The sequence below is a fragment of the Flavobacterium crocinum genome, assembly GCF_003122385.1.
Lineage (GTDB): Bacteria > Bacteroidota > Bacteroidia > Flavobacteriales > Flavobacteriaceae > Flavobacterium > Flavobacterium crocinum.
Map to the genome: position 1 here is coordinate 4,690,045 of NZ_CP029255.1, position 18,555 is coordinate 4,708,599.

At 35.6% G+C, this 18,555-nt stretch carries 11 protein-coding genes; all 11 read right to left on the minus strand.

Annotated features, from left to right (window positions below; translation table 11 throughout):
* Window positions 1–2: 2 nt before the first annotated feature.
* The gene (locus HYN56_RS20215; RefSeq protein WP_240622599.1) at window positions 3–3,527 is read right to left on the minus strand and encodes a SusC/RagA family TonB-linked outer membrane protein; all 3,525 of its coding nucleotides are present in this window, start codon (window positions 3,525–3,527) and stop codon (window positions 3–5) included.
* A gap of 170 nt (window positions 3,528–3,697) precedes the next feature.
* Window positions 3,698–4,900 (minus strand): FecR family protein, encoded by a 1,203-nt coding sequence (locus tag HYN56_RS20220; protein ID WP_109193838.1) that lies wholly within the window; start codon window positions 4,898–4,900, stop codon window positions 3,698–3,700.
* A gap of 100 nt (window positions 4,901–5,000) precedes the next feature.
* Window positions 5,001–5,567 carry an RNA polymerase sigma-70 factor gene (locus tag HYN56_RS20225; protein WP_109193839.1) on the minus strand — a complete coding sequence of 189 codons (567 nt, stop codon included), beginning with the start codon at window positions 5,565–5,567 and terminating at the stop codon, window positions 5,001–5,003.
* A gap of 215 nt (window positions 5,568–5,782) precedes the next feature.
* On the minus strand, window positions 5,783–6,430 hold the full coding sequence (locus tag HYN56_RS20230; protein WP_109193840.1) for a Pr6Pr family membrane protein: 648 nt from the start codon (window positions 6,428–6,430) through the stop codon (window positions 5,783–5,785).
* A gap of 48 nt (window positions 6,431–6,478) precedes the next feature.
* The gene (locus tag HYN56_RS20235; RefSeq protein ID WP_109194886.1) at window positions 6,479–7,036 is read right to left on the minus strand and encodes a YdeI/OmpD-associated family protein; all 558 of its coding nucleotides are present in this window, start codon (window positions 7,034–7,036) and stop codon (window positions 6,479–6,481) included.
* A gap of 115 nt (window positions 7,037–7,151) precedes the next feature.
* On the minus strand, window positions 7,152–8,423 hold the full coding sequence (locus HYN56_RS20240; RefSeq protein WP_240622600.1) for a bile acid:sodium symporter family protein: 1,272 nt from the start codon (window positions 8,421–8,423) through the stop codon (window positions 7,152–7,154).
* Between the two features lie 141 nt (window positions 8,424–8,564).
* The gene (locus tag HYN56_RS20245) at window positions 8,565–9,227 is read right to left on the minus strand and encodes an aspartate/glutamate racemase family protein (RefSeq protein ID WP_109193842.1); all 663 of its coding nucleotides are present in this window, start codon (window positions 9,225–9,227) and stop codon (window positions 8,565–8,567) included.
* Window positions 9,224–10,603 carry a four-carbon acid sugar kinase family protein gene (locus HYN56_RS20250; RefSeq protein ID WP_109193843.1) on the minus strand — a complete coding sequence of 460 codons (1,380 nt, stop codon included), beginning with the start codon at window positions 10,601–10,603 and terminating at the stop codon, window positions 9,224–9,226. The genes HYN56_RS20245 and HYN56_RS20250 overlap by 4 nt, the downstream gene beginning before the upstream one ends.
* Window positions 10,603–11,844 carry a ribulose-bisphosphate carboxylase large subunit family protein gene (locus tag HYN56_RS20255; RefSeq protein WP_109193844.1) on the minus strand — a complete coding sequence of 414 codons (1,242 nt, stop codon included), beginning with the start codon at window positions 11,842–11,844 and terminating at the stop codon, window positions 10,603–10,605. The genes HYN56_RS20250 and HYN56_RS20255 overlap by 1 nt, the downstream gene beginning before the upstream one ends.
* Window positions 11,845–12,093: 249 nt before the next feature.
* Window positions 12,094–14,514 (minus strand): sugar-binding domain-containing protein, encoded by a 2,421-nt coding sequence (locus HYN56_RS20260; RefSeq protein WP_109193845.1) that lies wholly within the window; start codon window positions 14,512–14,514, stop codon window positions 12,094–12,096.
* Window positions 14,515–14,748: 234 nt separating this feature from the next.
* A complete protein-coding gene (locus HYN56_RS20265) occupies window positions 14,749–18,276 on the minus strand; it encodes a malectin domain-containing carbohydrate-binding protein (protein WP_109193846.1) in 3,528 nt (1,175 codons plus the stop codon).
* Between the last annotated feature and the right edge of the window lie 279 nt (window positions 18,277–18,555).

Sequence of the window (18,555 nt, forward strand, 5' to 3'; positions counted from 1 at the left end):
AATTAAAAATTAACATTAAAACCAATTGAATACATGGCCATTGCCGGCAATTTCATGTTAGTTCCCGTGTAAGGTAAAAAGTCAGGATCTAAACCGTCTTTGTTTTTTCTCCAGAAGAAACCAAGATTTCTAGCTGTAAAAGTTACCGAAGCACCTGTTATAGAACCTCTGTTGATTAAGTCATTTAAATCGTATTTTAGCGAAAGCTCTCTAAAACGAATATGGTCTCCTTCCATAATACGGTTATCTGAAGACAAATACCTCACAAGACTAGTACCAGATGAACCCACAATTCCTGGAACTGACGTAGTAGCCTCATCTCCTGGGGTTCTCCATCTCTGGTCAATATCCGTATTTAAATCGTATCTGCTAAATCTTCCTGATCTGTCTACATAACCTCCATAAGTTGGTTTAAACATTACATAATCAAATTTGTAAGTTGCCAAAATATATAATGACAATTTTTTATACGTAAAGGTGTGGCTAAAACTTCCAAAATATGATGGGATATTGGTTCCCATGTATTTCATATCCTCAATGTCTTTTAAAGAAGTAAAAGAGTTTACAATATTACCAGACTTATCATATACCTGAGTTCTACCAGTTGCATCTAATCCTGCTGATCTAAAAGCAAAGACACTGCCCAATGGATAACCTTCAACTGGCGGTGTTCCACCTGATCCATTTAAATACTGACTGAAATTTTGAAAACGAGAATCGGTTACTTCCGTAGTATTGTATGTAACTACAAGACCAGCATTCCAAGAAAAATCTTTTGCTTTTAGAATAGTTCCGTTTAAACTTAAATCGACACCATTTCCAGATAATGTTGCTGCATTTTGTGTTAACGAGTTATTTTGAACTCCGTAAAATGGAGAAATTGGGAACTCTACGATCAAATCTTTACTATTCTTTTTATAATATTCTACAGTACCGCTTAATCTACTGTTTAAGATAGAGAAATCTACTCCTAAGTTTAAGATTGCTGTTTTTTCCCAACGTAAATTAGGATTTGCCGGCTTACTTATTGAAGCATAAGGCAGCTGTGAAAAACTATCTAAATTATTTAAAGTTATATTGGTAAAAGGAAAGACTTCCATATTAATATTACCATTGTAACCATAACTGGCTCTTAAACTTAAGCTATTAAATAAGTTACTGTCTTTTAGGAAAGATTCTTCTTTAATATTCCATCTTGCTCCTGTTGACCATAAAGGTGTTCTTCGTAGTTTTTTATCTACTCCAAAATTGTTGTAGTCATCTAAACGGGCACTTCCTGTAAGTGTATATTTGTTCTTATAAGTATAGCCTGCATTTGCATAATACGATAAAAATCTTCTTCGAACATCTTTATGCTCGTTACCATATTGCAGCGTGTAGTTGTATCCGTTTACATCAACATAATTTAACGACGGAAGATCTACAGAAGTCTGCGTTTTTGGATTATATCCAAATAATGTTCTACTGTCTTGACTTTCTCTCGTTTCTCTTGCTTCAATACCTGCCATTGCGTTAATCAAATGATCCTGACCAATTATACCATCATAATTTAACTGTCCTCTCATCGTGTAACTGCTCGTTCCAAATTCGTTATTTTGATAAATACCTCCTAGCGGAATTGCATGTACTAAATCACCATTACTGTTTATAGATGTTGCCGAATTGATTCTATCACGTGCATAAAAAGTATTTTCATTGAACATATTATCATTTGATGTGCGTCCATTTTCTATTGAATAAGTTCCTACAGCATCTAAACCTTTTAATAAAGGAGCAGTAGCCGAAATGGTAGCTCCAAAATTTAATTCGCTTGATGACTTATCACTATTGTTCAATTCATCTATATAATTGTAAGTCCATGGTAAATACCCCTGTTGCTCCAACGCCATAGTTTGTGCACTATAATAACGGTGGTAATAATTTACTGAATTTCCATCCTCTCCAACAATTTGATCGTAAGGCAATAACGTATTTGCTGAAATTCCTAATGGAGAAAGTCCTAAAGCATTCATATTGTATTTAAAAATAGAACCTCTCAAGCTTGTGTTCATTTTTAAATAATTGAAAAGCTTAAAGTCCTGATTTGATAACAAAGTCAAACGTTGTCCGCTATTTCCTTTTGATTGAGTTTCTTCTTTAGAATACGATCCAGACATGAAATAAGAGTAATCATTTTGTGCACCACTAAACGATAAATTATAATTTTGAGTGGATGATGCTTGGAGCAAATACTGTTCTGTCTGTCCATAAGTATTACGATTACGCAATATATCTAAGCCGGCGTTTCTCTGAGCTTCAGAGATTGCACCGCGTTTGTATTGAAACATCAAGTCCATTCCCTGACTAATAGGAGGAGCTAACATATACGTTATACTTGCCGGATCTGTAACCAAATTTTTATCTACAAATTCCTGTTCTAAATTTAAAACCTGAGCTGAATTCATTAATGGAAGTTTTGATAAGGAAGGCTTATTCGAAAAACCATAATTTTGAGAAAAATTGATTCTCGTTTGTCCCTGCTTTCCTTTTTTAGTATCAATTACCATTACTCCGTTTGCCGCTCTTGCACCGTAAATAGAAGCCGAAGCTGCATCTTTTAAGAAAGTAATTTTCTCAATATCATTCGGATTTATCGTTCTGATATCTAATTCTGTAGGCGTACCATCAAGTACAATTAATGGCATTGCATTAGACCCTGTTATACCTTCAAAAGTAGATTTTCCTCTAATGGCAAGATTATAACTATTTCTGCCTTGACCATCTCCATATGTAGTTCCATAAACAAAAGTGTTATCAGAATCCTGAATATTTAATTGCAGACCAGCAACCTGCCCTTCTAATCTATGAAGCACATTGTTTACAGGAACTTTTTCTAAATCTTTGGCTGTAATTGCAACATAAGATCCTGTAGAGCGCTCTCTATCAATTTTTTGATATCCTGTAGAAACAATCTTTACTTCATCAAGCTTGCTAACATCTTCCAATAAAACTGGATTGATAATCAAACTATCCGTAACAGTAACCTCTGTTTTTTTGTATCCTAAATACTCAAAAACAAGAACATCGCCTTTTTTAGCCATGATTTCATAAGAACCATCAAAATTGGTAATAGCACCATCTTTAGTTCCCTTTACCCAAACAGTTGCTCCAATTAAATATTCTTTTTTCGAATTGGTAACAACTCCTTTAATCTTTATTTTTTCTTCTAATACAGAAGTTTGGTTTGTTTTTACTTTTGGATTTAATGCAATAACAATCAATTTGTTATTTACAAATTCTGCTTTATAATCGTCACCAATTAATTCTTTGATAACAGCCATAACATCGGCTTTATTTGCAGAAATATTTACTCTTCTCTGAGCATCAAATACATCATCACTGTAGAAAAACTCTACATTGGTTTTTCTTGTAATTGTTTTTAAAACGGCAGATACAGATTGGTTTCTTGCATTTATAGTTACCTTTTGCGCATAGGCAAAAGCGACTATATTAAAAAGAAATATCGATAATATTAGGGATTTCTTCATTAGGTCAAGAAATTTATCCCAAAGCGCGGATTTTACCCCACAATCTTTTGCGGATAGGTTTTTTTTCATACTTTTAAAATGTTTTGGTTGGTTAATGGATTTCGAACTCTTTTTGTCGACTGAACAAATACTCGCCGGGAAATACTGCAATATTTTCCGGTTTTCTTTTTTTACTTACTTACGGTTACTTCATACGTTTGGTTTACTTTGGTTATTTTATATTTAACATTGGATGATTTACTAATAATATCCAGAAAATGATCAATCGGTTCATCTTTTAAAACAATTCCCGTAAACTTAATCTGCTCTAATGCCTTTTGTTCGAACTTCACATTAAAGTTGTACCATCTTGCCATTTTGGTCAAAATGTTTTTCAGGTTTTCATTTTCAAAATAGAATTTACCGTCTTTCCAAGCTGTATAAGCTGACGGATCAACTTCAACCACTCTCAAAGCTTCGTTTTTAACTCTTGCCTGTTGTCCTGGTTGTAAAATAGTTTCTTCTGCTGGCTTAGATTTACTGATGTCAGAGACTTTTACTTTTCCTTCCGTAAGTGTCGTTTCAAAGTTTTTGTCTTCTTCATAGGCGCTAACATTAAAATGCGTTCCTAAAACCGTAACATTTCCGGATTTTGTTTTTACTGTAAAAGGACTATGCGTATTTTTAGTTACTTCAAAATAGGCTTCTCCTTCAAGGGTTACTGTTCTTTTGTTTCCGCTAAATTCTACAGGATATTTTAAAGAGGATTTGGAGTTCAGCCAGACTTTTGTTCCGTCTGAAAGACTTACAGCATAAATACCGCCGACAGGAACAATTAAAGTATTATCTCCAGTAGAAACTACACCTTTTAAATCTTTAGCATCATAAACCAAAACTTTGTTTACGTTGGAAATAACTCCATTTTTAGAAACGATTTTCTCTTTTTTCGGTTCTAAAGAAACTACTGTTCCGTCAGCCAAAACTAAAGTCGGATTGTTATATTTTGGTTCAATACTTTTTACAACTACTTCCTGATTCTTTGAAGTTTCTCCATTATTCATATAAAAGAAAACAGAAGTGATTCCTGCAAGAAACACCAAAATAGCGGCGTACTTCCAAAATCTTTTATAATTGAAAAGAGAGATTACAGGCGAATCTTCAAAACCAAGTTTTTCTTTGATTCTTTCGAATGCTGCGTCAGTATCAATAGATTTGTAAAATCTTTCTTTTGATTTTAAAGTTTCTAAATCAATAACTTTCTGATAATATTCTTGATTTTCGGGTACAGAAAGCCACTCTTGCAAAAGAGCATTTTCTTCAATCGATAATTCTCCTACAAGCAATTGTTTTCTTATAAGAGCTGCGATTATAATTTCTTTCTTTCCTTGGGACATATTTTTTGATATTAAGTGTCGGTTATTAACAGTTTAAGTAAATGTTATATAACTAAGAGTATGAAATATCAAAAATGGGTGGAAAGAATTTTGATTTTTTTTAAAGAAAAAGCAAAATAAATAAAAGTTCGGAGTGATTTTTAAGTTTTTCCTTCAATAATTCTATGGCGCGGGCACGTTGTGACTTCACTGTATTAACGGAAATATTAAGCTGATCGGCTATGTCTTTATACTTCATCCCTTCCAGACAGGAAAGTTCAAAAACTTCTTTGCATTTTTCCGGCAAGGAATTTAAAGCGTCTATTAAAGTGGAATATAATTCTTCTTCCAGAATATTAAAATCAAACTCTATAGTCTCGTCTGAAAGTTTATGATCTAATTCGACTACTTTTTGTTCTTTTTTTAAAGCCAATAAAGAACCATTGCGAACCATGGTGTATAAGTACGATTTGACATCGACTATTTTTTCGAACTTGATTCGGTTTTCCCAAAGTTGCAACATGACGTTTTCTACCACTTCTTCGGCAAGAAAATTATCTTTTACAAAAGTGAAACTATAGCTCACAAGACGTGGATACAAAGAATAAAATAGTTCTTTGTAATACGTTTCATCAATTCTGATATTTTCTTGTTCTGAGCTGATTTTCGTCTTCCTTTCTTTGCGCAAATATAAATTTTATATCAACAAATCATCATTTTTACCAAATAATTATCATCAAATTCCTTAAACCACTGCAAAAAAGTAAGAATAAAATGCTGATTTGTATTTTTTATCATTTGATGTTTTCTACTAATTGTCTTCAAAAAAAATCTTCTTTTTCTATTTACGTCAAAACAGGATGTCTTAGTTTTTTAGAAAAAGACAATCTTATAATCAATACTTTATCTAATGAGAATATTTTTTAGTTTGGAGACAAAAATTAAAACATAAGACAAAACCACAAATGCTAGTAAAACAAATAATCCGTTGGTCATGGCTGTGGGAAAACCCAATTTTACGGCATCAATAAAAGGATAAGGATAAAAATCGGTGTAAATACCATGAAATAAGGTATAAACAACATAAATTATTGGGTAAATCAGCCAAAGCAGAATAGTTTTCAGAGAAATCTTTTCTAAATCAACATAAAAAAGCCAGTAAAAGAAAAACAAAACGGGCACAACCGTATGGAAAATTTCACTGACAATACTGTGAAGTCCTTTTAATTCGACAACTTGGCGAAGCAGTAAATTAAAAACGAGTCCGACAATTATAATGTAAACTGTTATAGCGGTAATTGTTGTAGTTTTTCTGAAAAAAGCACTTATCTTAAATCTTCTTCCGAACAGATTAAAGGCACTGCAGATAAAAACAATCGAATTAGTCAAAATGGTAAAGAAACTGAAAAAACGAACCAACACACCAAAAAGCGTAAATTCTGAATTCTCTAATAATAAATAAAACTGTGTTGGAAGTGCGTAAAGTTCAAGAGCTAAAATAATACCCATTAGAACTTCACTCCCTATTTTTGTGGTATTTTCTCTTTCCATAATTTACTTCATGTATGGACACTAAAGTAGGAATTTCAGTCGAAACTTTTACAGAACTCTCTTCTTATTTTCGCTTTCTTTTATTGTCTTTTCGAGACGTGATTGTCTTGTTTTTTCCTGCTTCGCACTCATAATCCAATGAATCATTACTTTTTTGTATGAAGGTGCTTGTTTATTGAAAAATTCCCAGGCAATTACATTACTCTTAAATTGATTTTCGTACTCCAAATTAAGTGGAACAGGTTCTTTTTCGTGCGAATAAATTTTGGACTTATTTTCGGTTCTAAAACTAAAGGCTTTTAAACCGGCATCAGTCATCAATCCCGCTTTAGTCAAATCTTCCATTTTCTGAATATTAATGGCACTCCAAATACTGGAAGTTTTTCTTGGAGTAAAACGAATCGTATAACTATCCTTGTCAATAGATTTTCGAACACCATCAATCCAACCAAAACAAAGCGCCTGATCTACAGATTCCGACCAGCTCATAGAAAGCTTTTTGCTCGTAACTTTATAAAAACCAACCAAAAGCTCTTTTTCGTGTTGATGGTTTTTCTCCAGCCATTTTCTAAATTCTAATTGATTTTCGAAGAAAGTTGGTCTCATTTTTCTATTTTTTTTATAATGAAAAATTATTAACATAATTCAATACGGCTCTAAATTACAAACTTCCGTTTAAATTGCTTTAAACGGAAGTTTTACTTTACAAAATAATAAGAAATCAGGAAACAACTTCTTCCTCATCCCCTTTCTTTCGCCAATAATTAGCCAATAAAGAACCTGAAACATTCATCCACGGACTAAACACAGCTGAAGCCAAGCCCAAAGTTGCCAGTTTCCCCATTGAACCAGCCAATCCTGAAGCCATGCCGCCATTTTGAAGCCCCACTTCGAAAGCGATAGTCTGACTGCTCTTTTTGTCCAGACCGCTTAATCTGCTGAGCCAATAGCCCAAAAAATAACCCGCTCCGTTGTGCAAAACCGAAGCCAAGAAAAGTAAAAATCCAATCTGAATTAAATTATCTCTACCCGCTGCTGTGGTTACCAAAGTAAAATAAATGATTCCGAACATAGAGAAATACGGCATAATCGCGTCAATTTTTGGATATACTTTATACAATAAATGATATAATGTACCAACGATAAAAGCACCGCAAGTGAAATTGATTATTTCTAAAATATGTGAAACTGTACTGTCTTCCGCAACTGCCAATGTATCTCCGAAGAAAAGGATAATTGCCAGCCAAACCGCTGAGATGATAGTCAGAATATAAATTCTCTTTTTTGCGAGAGTTCCATAGTTTTTCAAGATATCGTGAACCATCGCTGCTGCCAAAGGCACAAGAACAATTTTAATAATTTCCATCATCATATTGAAGAAATGCACTTCGACCATAGTTCCTGCAAATATTTTCATCAGAAACGGAGTCATTACTGGTGCTGCCAAAGTTGACATAGCTGTTACAGTTACTGACAAAACTAAATTTCCTTTGGCAATATACGTCATCACATTAGAGGCTAATCCGCTGCTGCATGAACCAATCAGGATAATTCCCGCCGCAATTTCAGGTTCGAAACCAAAGGTTTTGGCAATCAGAAAACCCATAATCGGCATAATGGTAAAATGTCCTAATAAACCAATCAGCACGCCTTTGCCCGATTTCCGAATACCAGTAAAATCTTCGATGCTCATCTGTGTTCCCATTCCAAACATTACCATTTGAATGATAATCAGAATAAGCCATTTGTTGCGCATATCGAAACTGCCCACGTGTAGGAAAAATTCAGGATAGAGCAGTCCTGCACAAACCGCTGTGATGATCCAAAAAGTGTATTGATAACCGCTTAATACTTTCAGATGTCCTATCCCAATAGCAATACTTGAAAAACCAAAGATTAATCCCAATTTCCAGATAAGATCCATTTGCTGCTGCCAGCCCAGACCTGCTGCAATAAAGAATATTGGGATAGCCCAAAGAAAATATTTACGCATACAAATAATTATTAAAACATGTTATTATTCATTTCTTCCAAACCATATAAGGCATATAAGATTCATATAAGTTTTCTTTTTGCCTAATGCTTAAATGAACTTATATAACTTATATGGTAAAAGTTAATCTGTTTATTGTTTTTAGAAATAAAGCTCCGCCAGTTTTTTCATTGCAATAGCTGGACTTGCCAAAATCGGAACTAGTTTTTCTTCGGCACTTAAGCCATCAACAACACGTGCCATTGAAGCCTGAGCCAAAACAATTACATCCACTTCTTTCATTAATTCTTTCAAAGCTTTGGCTACCATTTCGTCATGTTTAGCCGAATCTCCGCTCATTAAAGCTTCAAAAGCGCCCTCGCATAATTTAGAAGTAATCGTTGCGTTTTTGCCTGCCAATTCCGCTCTTCTTCTGACCAAATCACTGGTTGGTTCCAAAGTAGTTGGCAAAGTAGCAATCACACCAATTTTACTGCTGATCTGCACTGCTTCATCCGCCATTGCCTGATCTACACGAATCACCGGAACGGTGCTTAAAGTTGCAGCCGTTTCAATCGCAGCTCCAATAGATGAACAAGTTACCAAAATTACATCGGCTCCTGCATTTTCAGCGGCCTGAACATGGCTCACGACTCTCGCTGCTGTGTTGGGCATTAATTTTCCTTTTTTGATTACGTCTTTTATCAAGCTGTCATCCACTATATTGAATGTTTCAATTCCCTGTAAAAACTCATTGCTTAATTGCTGAAATAACGGAACCAATGTTGCCGATGTATGTACAAAACCTAAAACTTTTGCGCTCATAATTTTTCTCCTTTTAATACTTTTATAAAATAATCGGCAGTGCCTACTTGTCCGCCTTTAAAATTCATTTCTATTCCATTTACCCATTCATTGTCCGAAACAGCTTTGCAAAGCGGAGCTCCTGGAGCTATTGGCGCAATCATTTCCAGCGCAAGAATATCCAATTCCGAAGCGGCATAACTCGAAGTATCGCCACCTGCAAAAAGGATTCTTTTTATTTTGACAGTCTTTACTACTTCTTTGGTTATTTGTCCCAAAACACTTCCATAAATCGAACTGCATTGTTTCTGAATTTCATTTGCTGAAAATCCTTTTGATTTAAAAAACAATTCGGTTTCTGCAATACGCGAGTCGTTTGAACCTTTGCTGGTATGTAAAATGGTACTTTTACCCTGATTGAAATTGTCAACAATTTGAGCAACAGTACTCTTTATAATTTCAGCCTGATTTTGAATAGCAACAGCTTTGCTTTCTAATGCAATTTCCAAAAATCCATTTTGCATAGCATATTCAATTTGACTCGATGTTACTGGAGAACAGCTTCCTGATAAAACGAGTATGGGCGAAACTTCTCCTGCTGATTCAAATGCGATTTCGTTTCCGATGACTTTTTTGTCCTTCCAATCTAATCCCAAAGCCATTTCGATTCCGGATGAACCTACAGAAAACAATGTTTTTTCGGATGCTAATTCATTAAAAACACTTCCGATAGTTTTCAGATGTTCCAAATTGAATCCGTCGAAAAACAGAATTTCGGCTTTGTTATTAGCAACTTTTTCCAGAACTTTTTCAGAACCTTTTTCTATTGTCGTTAGATTGACAAGATTGATGGATTTCTTGGTTTGTTTTGCTAAATGAATGGTTAAATCCCCTTCCAAAGCAGGTGTAACGGGATGTTTACTCATAGACGGATGACGGTCTAAACGGAAAATTTCTCCGTTTCCAATAGTTCCCATTCGGGCAAACAGATTTCCGAAAACACAAAACCGTCCCAAATGTGGTGCAGATGGCGAAACCAAAACTGTTTTTTGATTGAAAACTTCGCTTCCAATTTCAATTGCTTTTCCAATATTTCCAACGTGTGATGCAGAATCGAAAGTAGAACAGACTTTATAATGAAAATGTGCAGGTTGAAAACTTTTCAGGTTTTCGAAAGCGGGAAAAAGTTCTATTTCCATTTCTGAAGGCGACATCGATCGGCTTTTTCCCGCCAGACCAATTGCCTGAATTTCCGGAAAACGATCTAAGTCTTTTTGAGTCGGTTTTCGAAGAAAGAGAACGGTTTTCACTCCGGCCAGCGTCAGAAATTCCAAAGCATCCGTAGAACCCGTGAAATCATCGCCATAATAAGCCAATAGCAATTTATTGTTTTTCATTACTTAGAAAATTTCTTAACCGATTCGGCAAATTCAGGATATTTCAAAGCGGTTTCTTCCACAGACAAACCGTCAACAGCTCCTGTCCAAGCCTGCTGTAATGCGTTTACTCCTGCTTTTGGCCCCATTGGATGTGCTAAAATTCCGCCGCCTGCCATATACAGCAAATCGGTGGTTTGGGTTCTTCGGTAAGTTTCTACCGCTTGTCCGCCCCATTGTCCCGAAGACACTACCGGCAAGATTTCGTATCCGCCTAAAAACGGTTTCAAACAGGATTTTATCGAGGTCACTACCGAATCATCCGATTCCCAAAATTTATTCTGGATGCCATTGACGTGCAGTTGATCGACTCCTGCCAGACGCTGGATTTTTTGATACGCCGGAAATTCAATTCCCAACAAAGGATGTCGGTTCAGCATTCCCCAGCCATTTCTGTGTCCGTGAATTACGAGTTCGCCCTGATCGCAGATTTTTTTTGTTCCCGACAAGCCGACACTATTGATGCTGATCATCGCACAGCTCCCTTCTTCCTTTTTAATCAAATCGTATTTTCGTTGCATTTCGTCAATTTCATCGCTGATATTGAAGGCATACATTACTTTTCTACCTGTTTTTTGTTCGTTGTCCCGAATGATTTTCATAATCGCTTTTACCCTTTCGTCAAAAGGCGAATTGGAAGCTGATCCCATCAATTCGTCATCTTTGATAAAATCGATTCCTGCATCAATCAGTGATTTTACCAAAGCCGCAGTTTCCTCCACGCTCATTCCGATGCTTGGTTTTATAATCGTTCCAATCATCGGTCTGTCGGTTACGCCACAAGATAATTTAGAACCTTGGATTCCGAATTTTGGTCCTTTGAAATGAATTTGGAAAGAATCCGGCACTTCAAAATCCATTAGTTTTAACCCCGTAAATTGTGTGATTTCGTATAGATTTCCTTGTAAAGTGCTGATTAAAACCGGCAGATTATAGCCAAAATTTTCTATCGACCAGCTTACTTTTACTCTTGCTTTTTGATATTTTTTCCCAGGAATACTGCCACCTGGAATGGATGGTTCGTCTGCCAAATCCAATAACTGAATATCCTCTACCCTTGCTGCAAAACGTTTTTTCAATTCTTCGGTTTCGCCCGGAACTGACACAAAAGTTCCTGAAGACTGTTCGCCTGCCAAAACCGCCGAAGCCTGTTCTACATCATAAGGGGTTTCAATAAGATATTCTGCAAAAACTCTTTCCATCTAATTTATTTTTTAAGAAATTCTAAATAAATGAATTTATAGGAAGTAAGTGTCCTGTGGTGTGAGGGTTACGGAAGAAATCTGAAAAAAATTAAAAATTTCTATTTTCTTTTCCTTCTTTTAGCTTTTAGCAAAAGAAAAAGATATAATGGACAGCCAACCTTTCTGGCAAGACTCACAAAATAAATGTGGTTATCAACAAAAAAACTCCATTATTTCTAATGGAGTTTTCTAAGTTTTTATGTTTTCTTAATTCACTTTAATCACAACTGAAGAAACTGGAATTCCATTTCCTGCCGTCGCCTTCAACTGAATATTCTCTTTCTTTCCGTTCGACTGAATAATCACTACACATTTCCCATTAAATAATTTGCAGGAATTTGCTTTAAACGACTCCAAATTGGCTTGATAACCATTATCAACTCCAACTAATTTTCCTCCACCAGTCACTTCAAAATTAATTAAATCCATTGCGTTTGGCACTAAGTTTCCCTCCTTGTCAAGCATTGAAACCGTTACGTAAACCAAATCATAAGTATCATTTTTAATTGCAGTTTTATCAACTTTTAAATCAATTTTAGAAGCTTCGCCAGCGGTGCGAATTTCCTTTTCTAAAACCACTTTTCCATCTTTTCTGGAAACGGCTTTTAAAGTTCCAGGTTCAAACTTCACTTTCCATTCAATATGCAGATCATTATTTTGTTTTGATTTTTTGCCAAGCGATTTTCCATTCAAAAATAATTCTACTTCATCAGCATTATTGTAATATGCCCAAACGTTTATTTCCTGCTCTTTTTTCCAGTTCCAATGTGGTAAAATATGCAGAACTGTTTTCTTCGACCATTCGCTTTGGTACATATAATATACATCTTTTGGAAGTCCGGCTAAATCGACAATTCCGAAATACGAACTTCTCGCAGGATACGGATACGGATCAGGTTCGCCTATATAATCAAATCCCGTCCAGATAAAAGTTCCCGCCATGAAATCCTGACTTTTAATGGTTTTCCAGTTTTCTTCGTGCGTTGCACCCCAATACGATTTTACCTGATCATAAGCCGAAACCGTCCAATCTGCATTTCCGTCAAACGGAGCGCCGTGTTTGGTTGGCCACGCTTTAATAACATCCGATTGATCGTAATGTCCACGCGTTTCTAAAGCAGAAACACTTTCTGAGGCTAATATTTTTTGTCCTTTAAATTTTGTTGGAAAATCTTTGTAATCTTCATGTTTATAATTGAATCCCAAAAGATCCAAAGCTCCAGATTGATAAATGAAGTTCTTCTCAATTACATTTTCGGTCAAAGCCGAAGTTACGGGACGAGTTGTATCTAGTGATTTTACAATTTTTGCTAACTCTCTTGTAATCGCAATTCCTGTCGAATCAAACTGTTCTCTGATTTCGTTTCCGATACTCCACATCATAACCGATGGATGATTACGGTCTCTTTTGATAAAATCTTCTAAATCCTGTTTGTGCCATTCGTCCCAATCTTTGTGGTAATCGTTGGTTACTTTTTTCTTCTTCCAAACATCAAAAGCTTCGTCCTGAACGATAAATCCCATTTCGTCACATAATTGCATCATTTCCAAAGAATGTGGATTATGAGACATTCTAATAGCGTTTGCTCCCATTTCTTTCATCAGAGTCAGTTTTCTTCTAACCGCATGAATATTTTCAACTGCTCCCAAAGCGCCATTATCGTGATGCAGACAAACGCCGTAAATTTTAGTCGGAACACCATTTAAAGAAAATCCTTTCTCTGAATCGAAATTGAAAAATCTAAATCCTAGAGGCGTTTCATAATTATCAACCAATTTCGATTTCTCGTAAACTTTGGTAATAACTTTATACAAATACGGATTCTCTGTACTCCATAATTTCGGCTGATTCAAAACCAGATCATGAATCTTTTTCTCAGAGGTTTTAACTCCGATTTTCTCTGTTGAAGTGAAATTAGCAACTTCAACATTTTCTGCATTTACAATCGAAGTAACCAGTTTAAATTCTTTAGCGGAAGCATTATCATTATCAATCGTAACTTCTACACGTATTTTTGATTTTTCTGCTGAAACTTCTGGCGTAGTTACGAAAGTTCCCCATTTTCCAACGTGTAGTTTTTCATTAGCAACCAATCTCACATTTCTGTAAATCCCAGAACCTGTGTACCATCTCGAATTCGGCTGTGCATCATTATCGACTTTAACAGCAATCGTATTTGATTTTCCAAAGTTCAAATACTGCGTTAAATCATAACCAAAAGAAATATAACCATTTGGGCGAACTCCCAATGATTTTCCATTAATGAAAACTTCACTGTTCTTAAAAACACCGTCAAATTCAATTGAAATGGTTTTGTTTTTCCAATTTGCAGGAATAGTAAACGCTTTGCGATACCAACCTTTTCCCGCTGGTAAAAATCCTTGTGCTTGCTTGGTTTTAGCATCTTTATCAAAAGCGCCTTCAATACTCCAATCGTGCGGTAATTGAAGTGTTCTCCAATCTGATGCATTGAAATTGGCATTTATTGCTTCGGGATAATCTCCTAATTTGAAGTTCCAGTTTTTATTGAAATCTTCTACAATTCTGGCTTGTTTTTGTGCAAAAATTGATACTGAAAACAATAAGGCAATTGTAATTTTTTGAAATATGTTTTTATGCTTAATCATAAATATGTTTTTTATTCTAATCTAAAATTCGACTTGATTTTTGTCATTTCGACCGAAGGGAGAAATCACACTAGAAACTCCGCACAGTTATTTCCCGTCTTTGTAGAATCCCGCGTGTGATTTCTCCCTTCGGTCGAAATGACAAACAGCATGGATAATTGGAACATAAACGCACTCCTGTGCGTCTCTACAATAAAACCTTGGTGTCTTTGTGCCTTCGTGGCAAACCACCATTTACTGAAATTCGAAGTTATCTAACATTAGTCCCTTCAAATCATCACCTTCCAACGTAATTTTATAAGTTCCTGCATTAATGTAACCTCCAGAAGTCGTATTTAAAATCTTCCATTTTTCTGTTGAAGAAGGAAACTCAATCGTATCATTTCGCATTAAGATTCCGTAGGCATCTTCCATTTTGAATTTCACTTTCATCGGAGTTTCATTTCGGTTCATAAAACGGAAACGCATTAAATAAATTCCGGCAACCCCGGGTTTTACTTCAAACTCGATACTGTTATTGGTCTTTTTAGTGAATTCAATATAATCGGCTTTTTTGAAATTTCCTTTTTCAATTCCAGTTCCCGTTGTTTTTGTCTTTTCGGCTTCGATAATTACAACTGGTCTAGAATCGTCTTTTTCACCCATATCGTAAGTTGGAACTACTGCAATTGTGTTTATAGTTTCTGAATTATCAAAAAGAACTTTCTCGTCTTTCTTTACTTTTTTAGTGAAAACATCAAATGAAATTCCGTTGCTGTTCTTCGCTTTTTCTTCTATTTTTTTATAATCTGAAAGCCCTTTTAATATCTTTATTTTATCATCAACTAAAATATAAATAGTCGATTCTTCTTTAGCATTAAACGAACCTTTATTTTTAGAATGAGATGAAAACTGCAAATAATCTGCTCCAAAAACTTCCGAAGGCAATTCAGTAAAAACAATATCAGAATCTGAATATTGTTTTGAATTAATATCCAGCCATGAAGCTATTCTGTTGGTTTTATCATAAGAATCTAAAACCAAATTCTGAATATTTTTTGAAGATTCTGACGCAGGTCTTGCATGAATATCTTTTGTCGCAATCGCAATCGCAGAAATAATTGCCTGCGAAGCTTTTACATTCGGGAACGAAATCACAATTTTTCCATTTTTGCTTTTTACTTTGAATGTTTTCTTCAAAGCGTTATCATGTCCAGCTTCTGCCCAAATATCGAAATCTTTTAAAACAACATTATCGTTGATGGCTGCGTCAAACAAACGCCAGCCTTTACAGTCTAACCCTCCGCCAGTTCCGTACCAAGGTTCTGTGAAATATAATTCGACTAAATATTCTCCGTTTGGTGCAGGAAATTCGTAACGCAGTTTATCAACTCCGTATCTGAAACTTTGAAATAACTGTGGATCTTTTGTACCGTTTATTGGATCGAAAGTGGTTCTCTGACTGGCAAAAATGTCTGGAAGTTTTTCAAAATTATCTGTCCAAGATAAAGAACCCCAAGTATTTTGTCCGTTCTTATGAGTATCCGTTAACCAAGTATTTCCAGCAGAATCTGTCAATTCAGAACCTCCGCAATTTACTCTGTAAATATAATTATAGCCACTTTTGGCTTTTGTAATATCAACTTTATTGGTTGTTAAAGCATCGAAATTTGGCGCTTTTGGCAGATTATTTAAAATGATATAATCTTTGGCAATCGCTTTTCCGTTTACATACCCAACGGCATATAAAACATTGTATTTAATGTCAACATTATTAAACTGAAAATGCTGTCCGATTCCCGGATTTTTTAGTTTTCCAAGTGAAGCTTTATTGACATCATTAAACAATTCTACTTCATCACAATTCGAATAAATATCGATTCCGTTTTGGAATCCCGGTTTTTCCCAACGGCTTGGCCAGGTATGCGAAACGATATACACCATCGGATTGGTTTTGTTCGAAACATAATTCGCTCGATACATATAAAATGCATCCAAAGGTTCGCCCCAAATGGTAAAAAGTCCTTTGTAATTTACTGGACCGACTTTGTCAATGTCTCTAAAACCTTCTCCGTTTTGAACTCGTCCCGGATTTTCGTGCGAAGCAAAAAGCCAGTTGAATTGTCCCGCAATTTTGTCTTTTACCGATTCGGCTTCTCTGACTTTAATTTCCATTAATTGAGAAAAACGATTCTCGCTTAAAGTTCCTTTTTGGTCAAATTCTCCTTCTGTATGTAAATCGGCTGAACGCCATGCGCCGTATTCTCCATTTAATAATTGAGTAGTCATTTCCAGATGGTATTTTAACGGATCTCCACCATAAGTTCCCGACCAGTTTTGAACGACATTCCAATCGGTTCCTTCTCCACCGTTACAAGTTGTTACGATGCGCTGTGAAGCTGATAACGGATCCATTTCGCGGATAATCTGCGTGCATTCTTCAGCAAATTCCTTTGGAATGGTACTTTCATTCTGCAATCCCCACATCACTACAGATGGACTGTTTCTGCGTTCTTTAATCCATTCTCGTAAAAGAGTTTTGAAGTTTTCTTTAAACTCAGGTGTATCGTACCAAATATGTGCCGAAAACTGACTCCAAAACAGAATTCCGTTTTCGTCTAACTCTTTTTGGTATAATAAATTATGAGGCTGATGTGCTTCTCTAAAAGCATTAAATCCGCCTGCTTTGATTTGTTCTATTCGGGAATGAATCATTTCGTCTGAAAACGAATGACTTTTTCCAATCAAATGTTCGTATTCGCAAATTCCGTTTATAAAAACAGGTTCATCATTAATAAAAAAACGATTGTCTTTTCCGTCACGGCTAACTGGCCAACTTACCCAGCGAATTCCGTAAGGCGTTGTTAATTGATCGATTATTTTTCCATTTTCACAAATTGAAGTCACCAATTTATACAAGTACGGATTGGATGGCGACCATAATTTTGGGTTTACAATCTCTGGAAGTGTCAGTGCTATTTCCTTTGTTTCTCCCGAATTAATTTTGTTATCGCTTTTATTGATAGCAACTTTCTTTCCCGAAGCATCCAAAAGAATATTTTCGATAGTCAATTTTCGTTCTGAAGTGCTGTAATTCTTGATTTCTGTAGTGGTATGAAGAATTGCTTTTTGTTTAGAAACCGATTTATCGTTCCAGATATGAACACCGAAAGGCTGAATTCTAACATCGTTTGTAATAACTAAAGTAACAGGCCTGAAAATTCCCATTGGCTGAGAGCCTTCTGAAAACCCCCATTCTCCTGAACAGCCGCCGCAAACCCAAGGCAAATCGGCAATAAAAGAGGGATGCGCTGCTTTAACTACAATGATATTTTCTTTGTCGAAAGAAACCGCTTTGGAAATGTCTAAGGTGAAAGTAGTTCTTCCGCCTTTGTGTTCGCCTACTTTTTTACCATTCACCCAAACCGTTGCATACGAACTTACGCCTTCGAAATAAAGAAAATGCTGTTTGGAACTGTCTTTTTTATCGAGTTTCAGCGTTTTTTTGTACCAGGCAGTACCGTGTAAATTTCCATGTTTTGTTCTTCTGAAACCATAATACTGATCCCAATTGTGAGGCACACTAACCTTCTGCCAATTGGAATCAGTTTCTGGATGGTCTACAAACCTCTCTTCCTGTGCTGGAAGATTTTCCAAGATTACGGTTTCCCAAGACGAATTCAGCGAAATTTCTTTACGAAACTTCCCTGAATCTTTGCTCTGACTCCAAACAAAGCAAAGACTTGAAAAAAAACAAAAAATAAAAAAAACTATTCTATTCATATTTTCTAATTCCTGCAAGGTTTTTAAAACCTTGTAGGTTTAACTTTTTAACGTTCATTTTAGATACCTACAAGGTTTTGGAAACCTTGCAGGAAATCGTAAGCTTTGTCATTTCGACCGAAGGGAGAAATCACACGCGGAACTCGACAAAGATTGGCGAATTTCTGAACGGAATTTCTAGTGTGATTTCTCCCTTCGGTTGAAATGACAAACTATGTCGAGTTTCTTGCGAAGATCCCTCGTTCCTCGGGATGACAAGATTGTGTTTATACTTTTAGC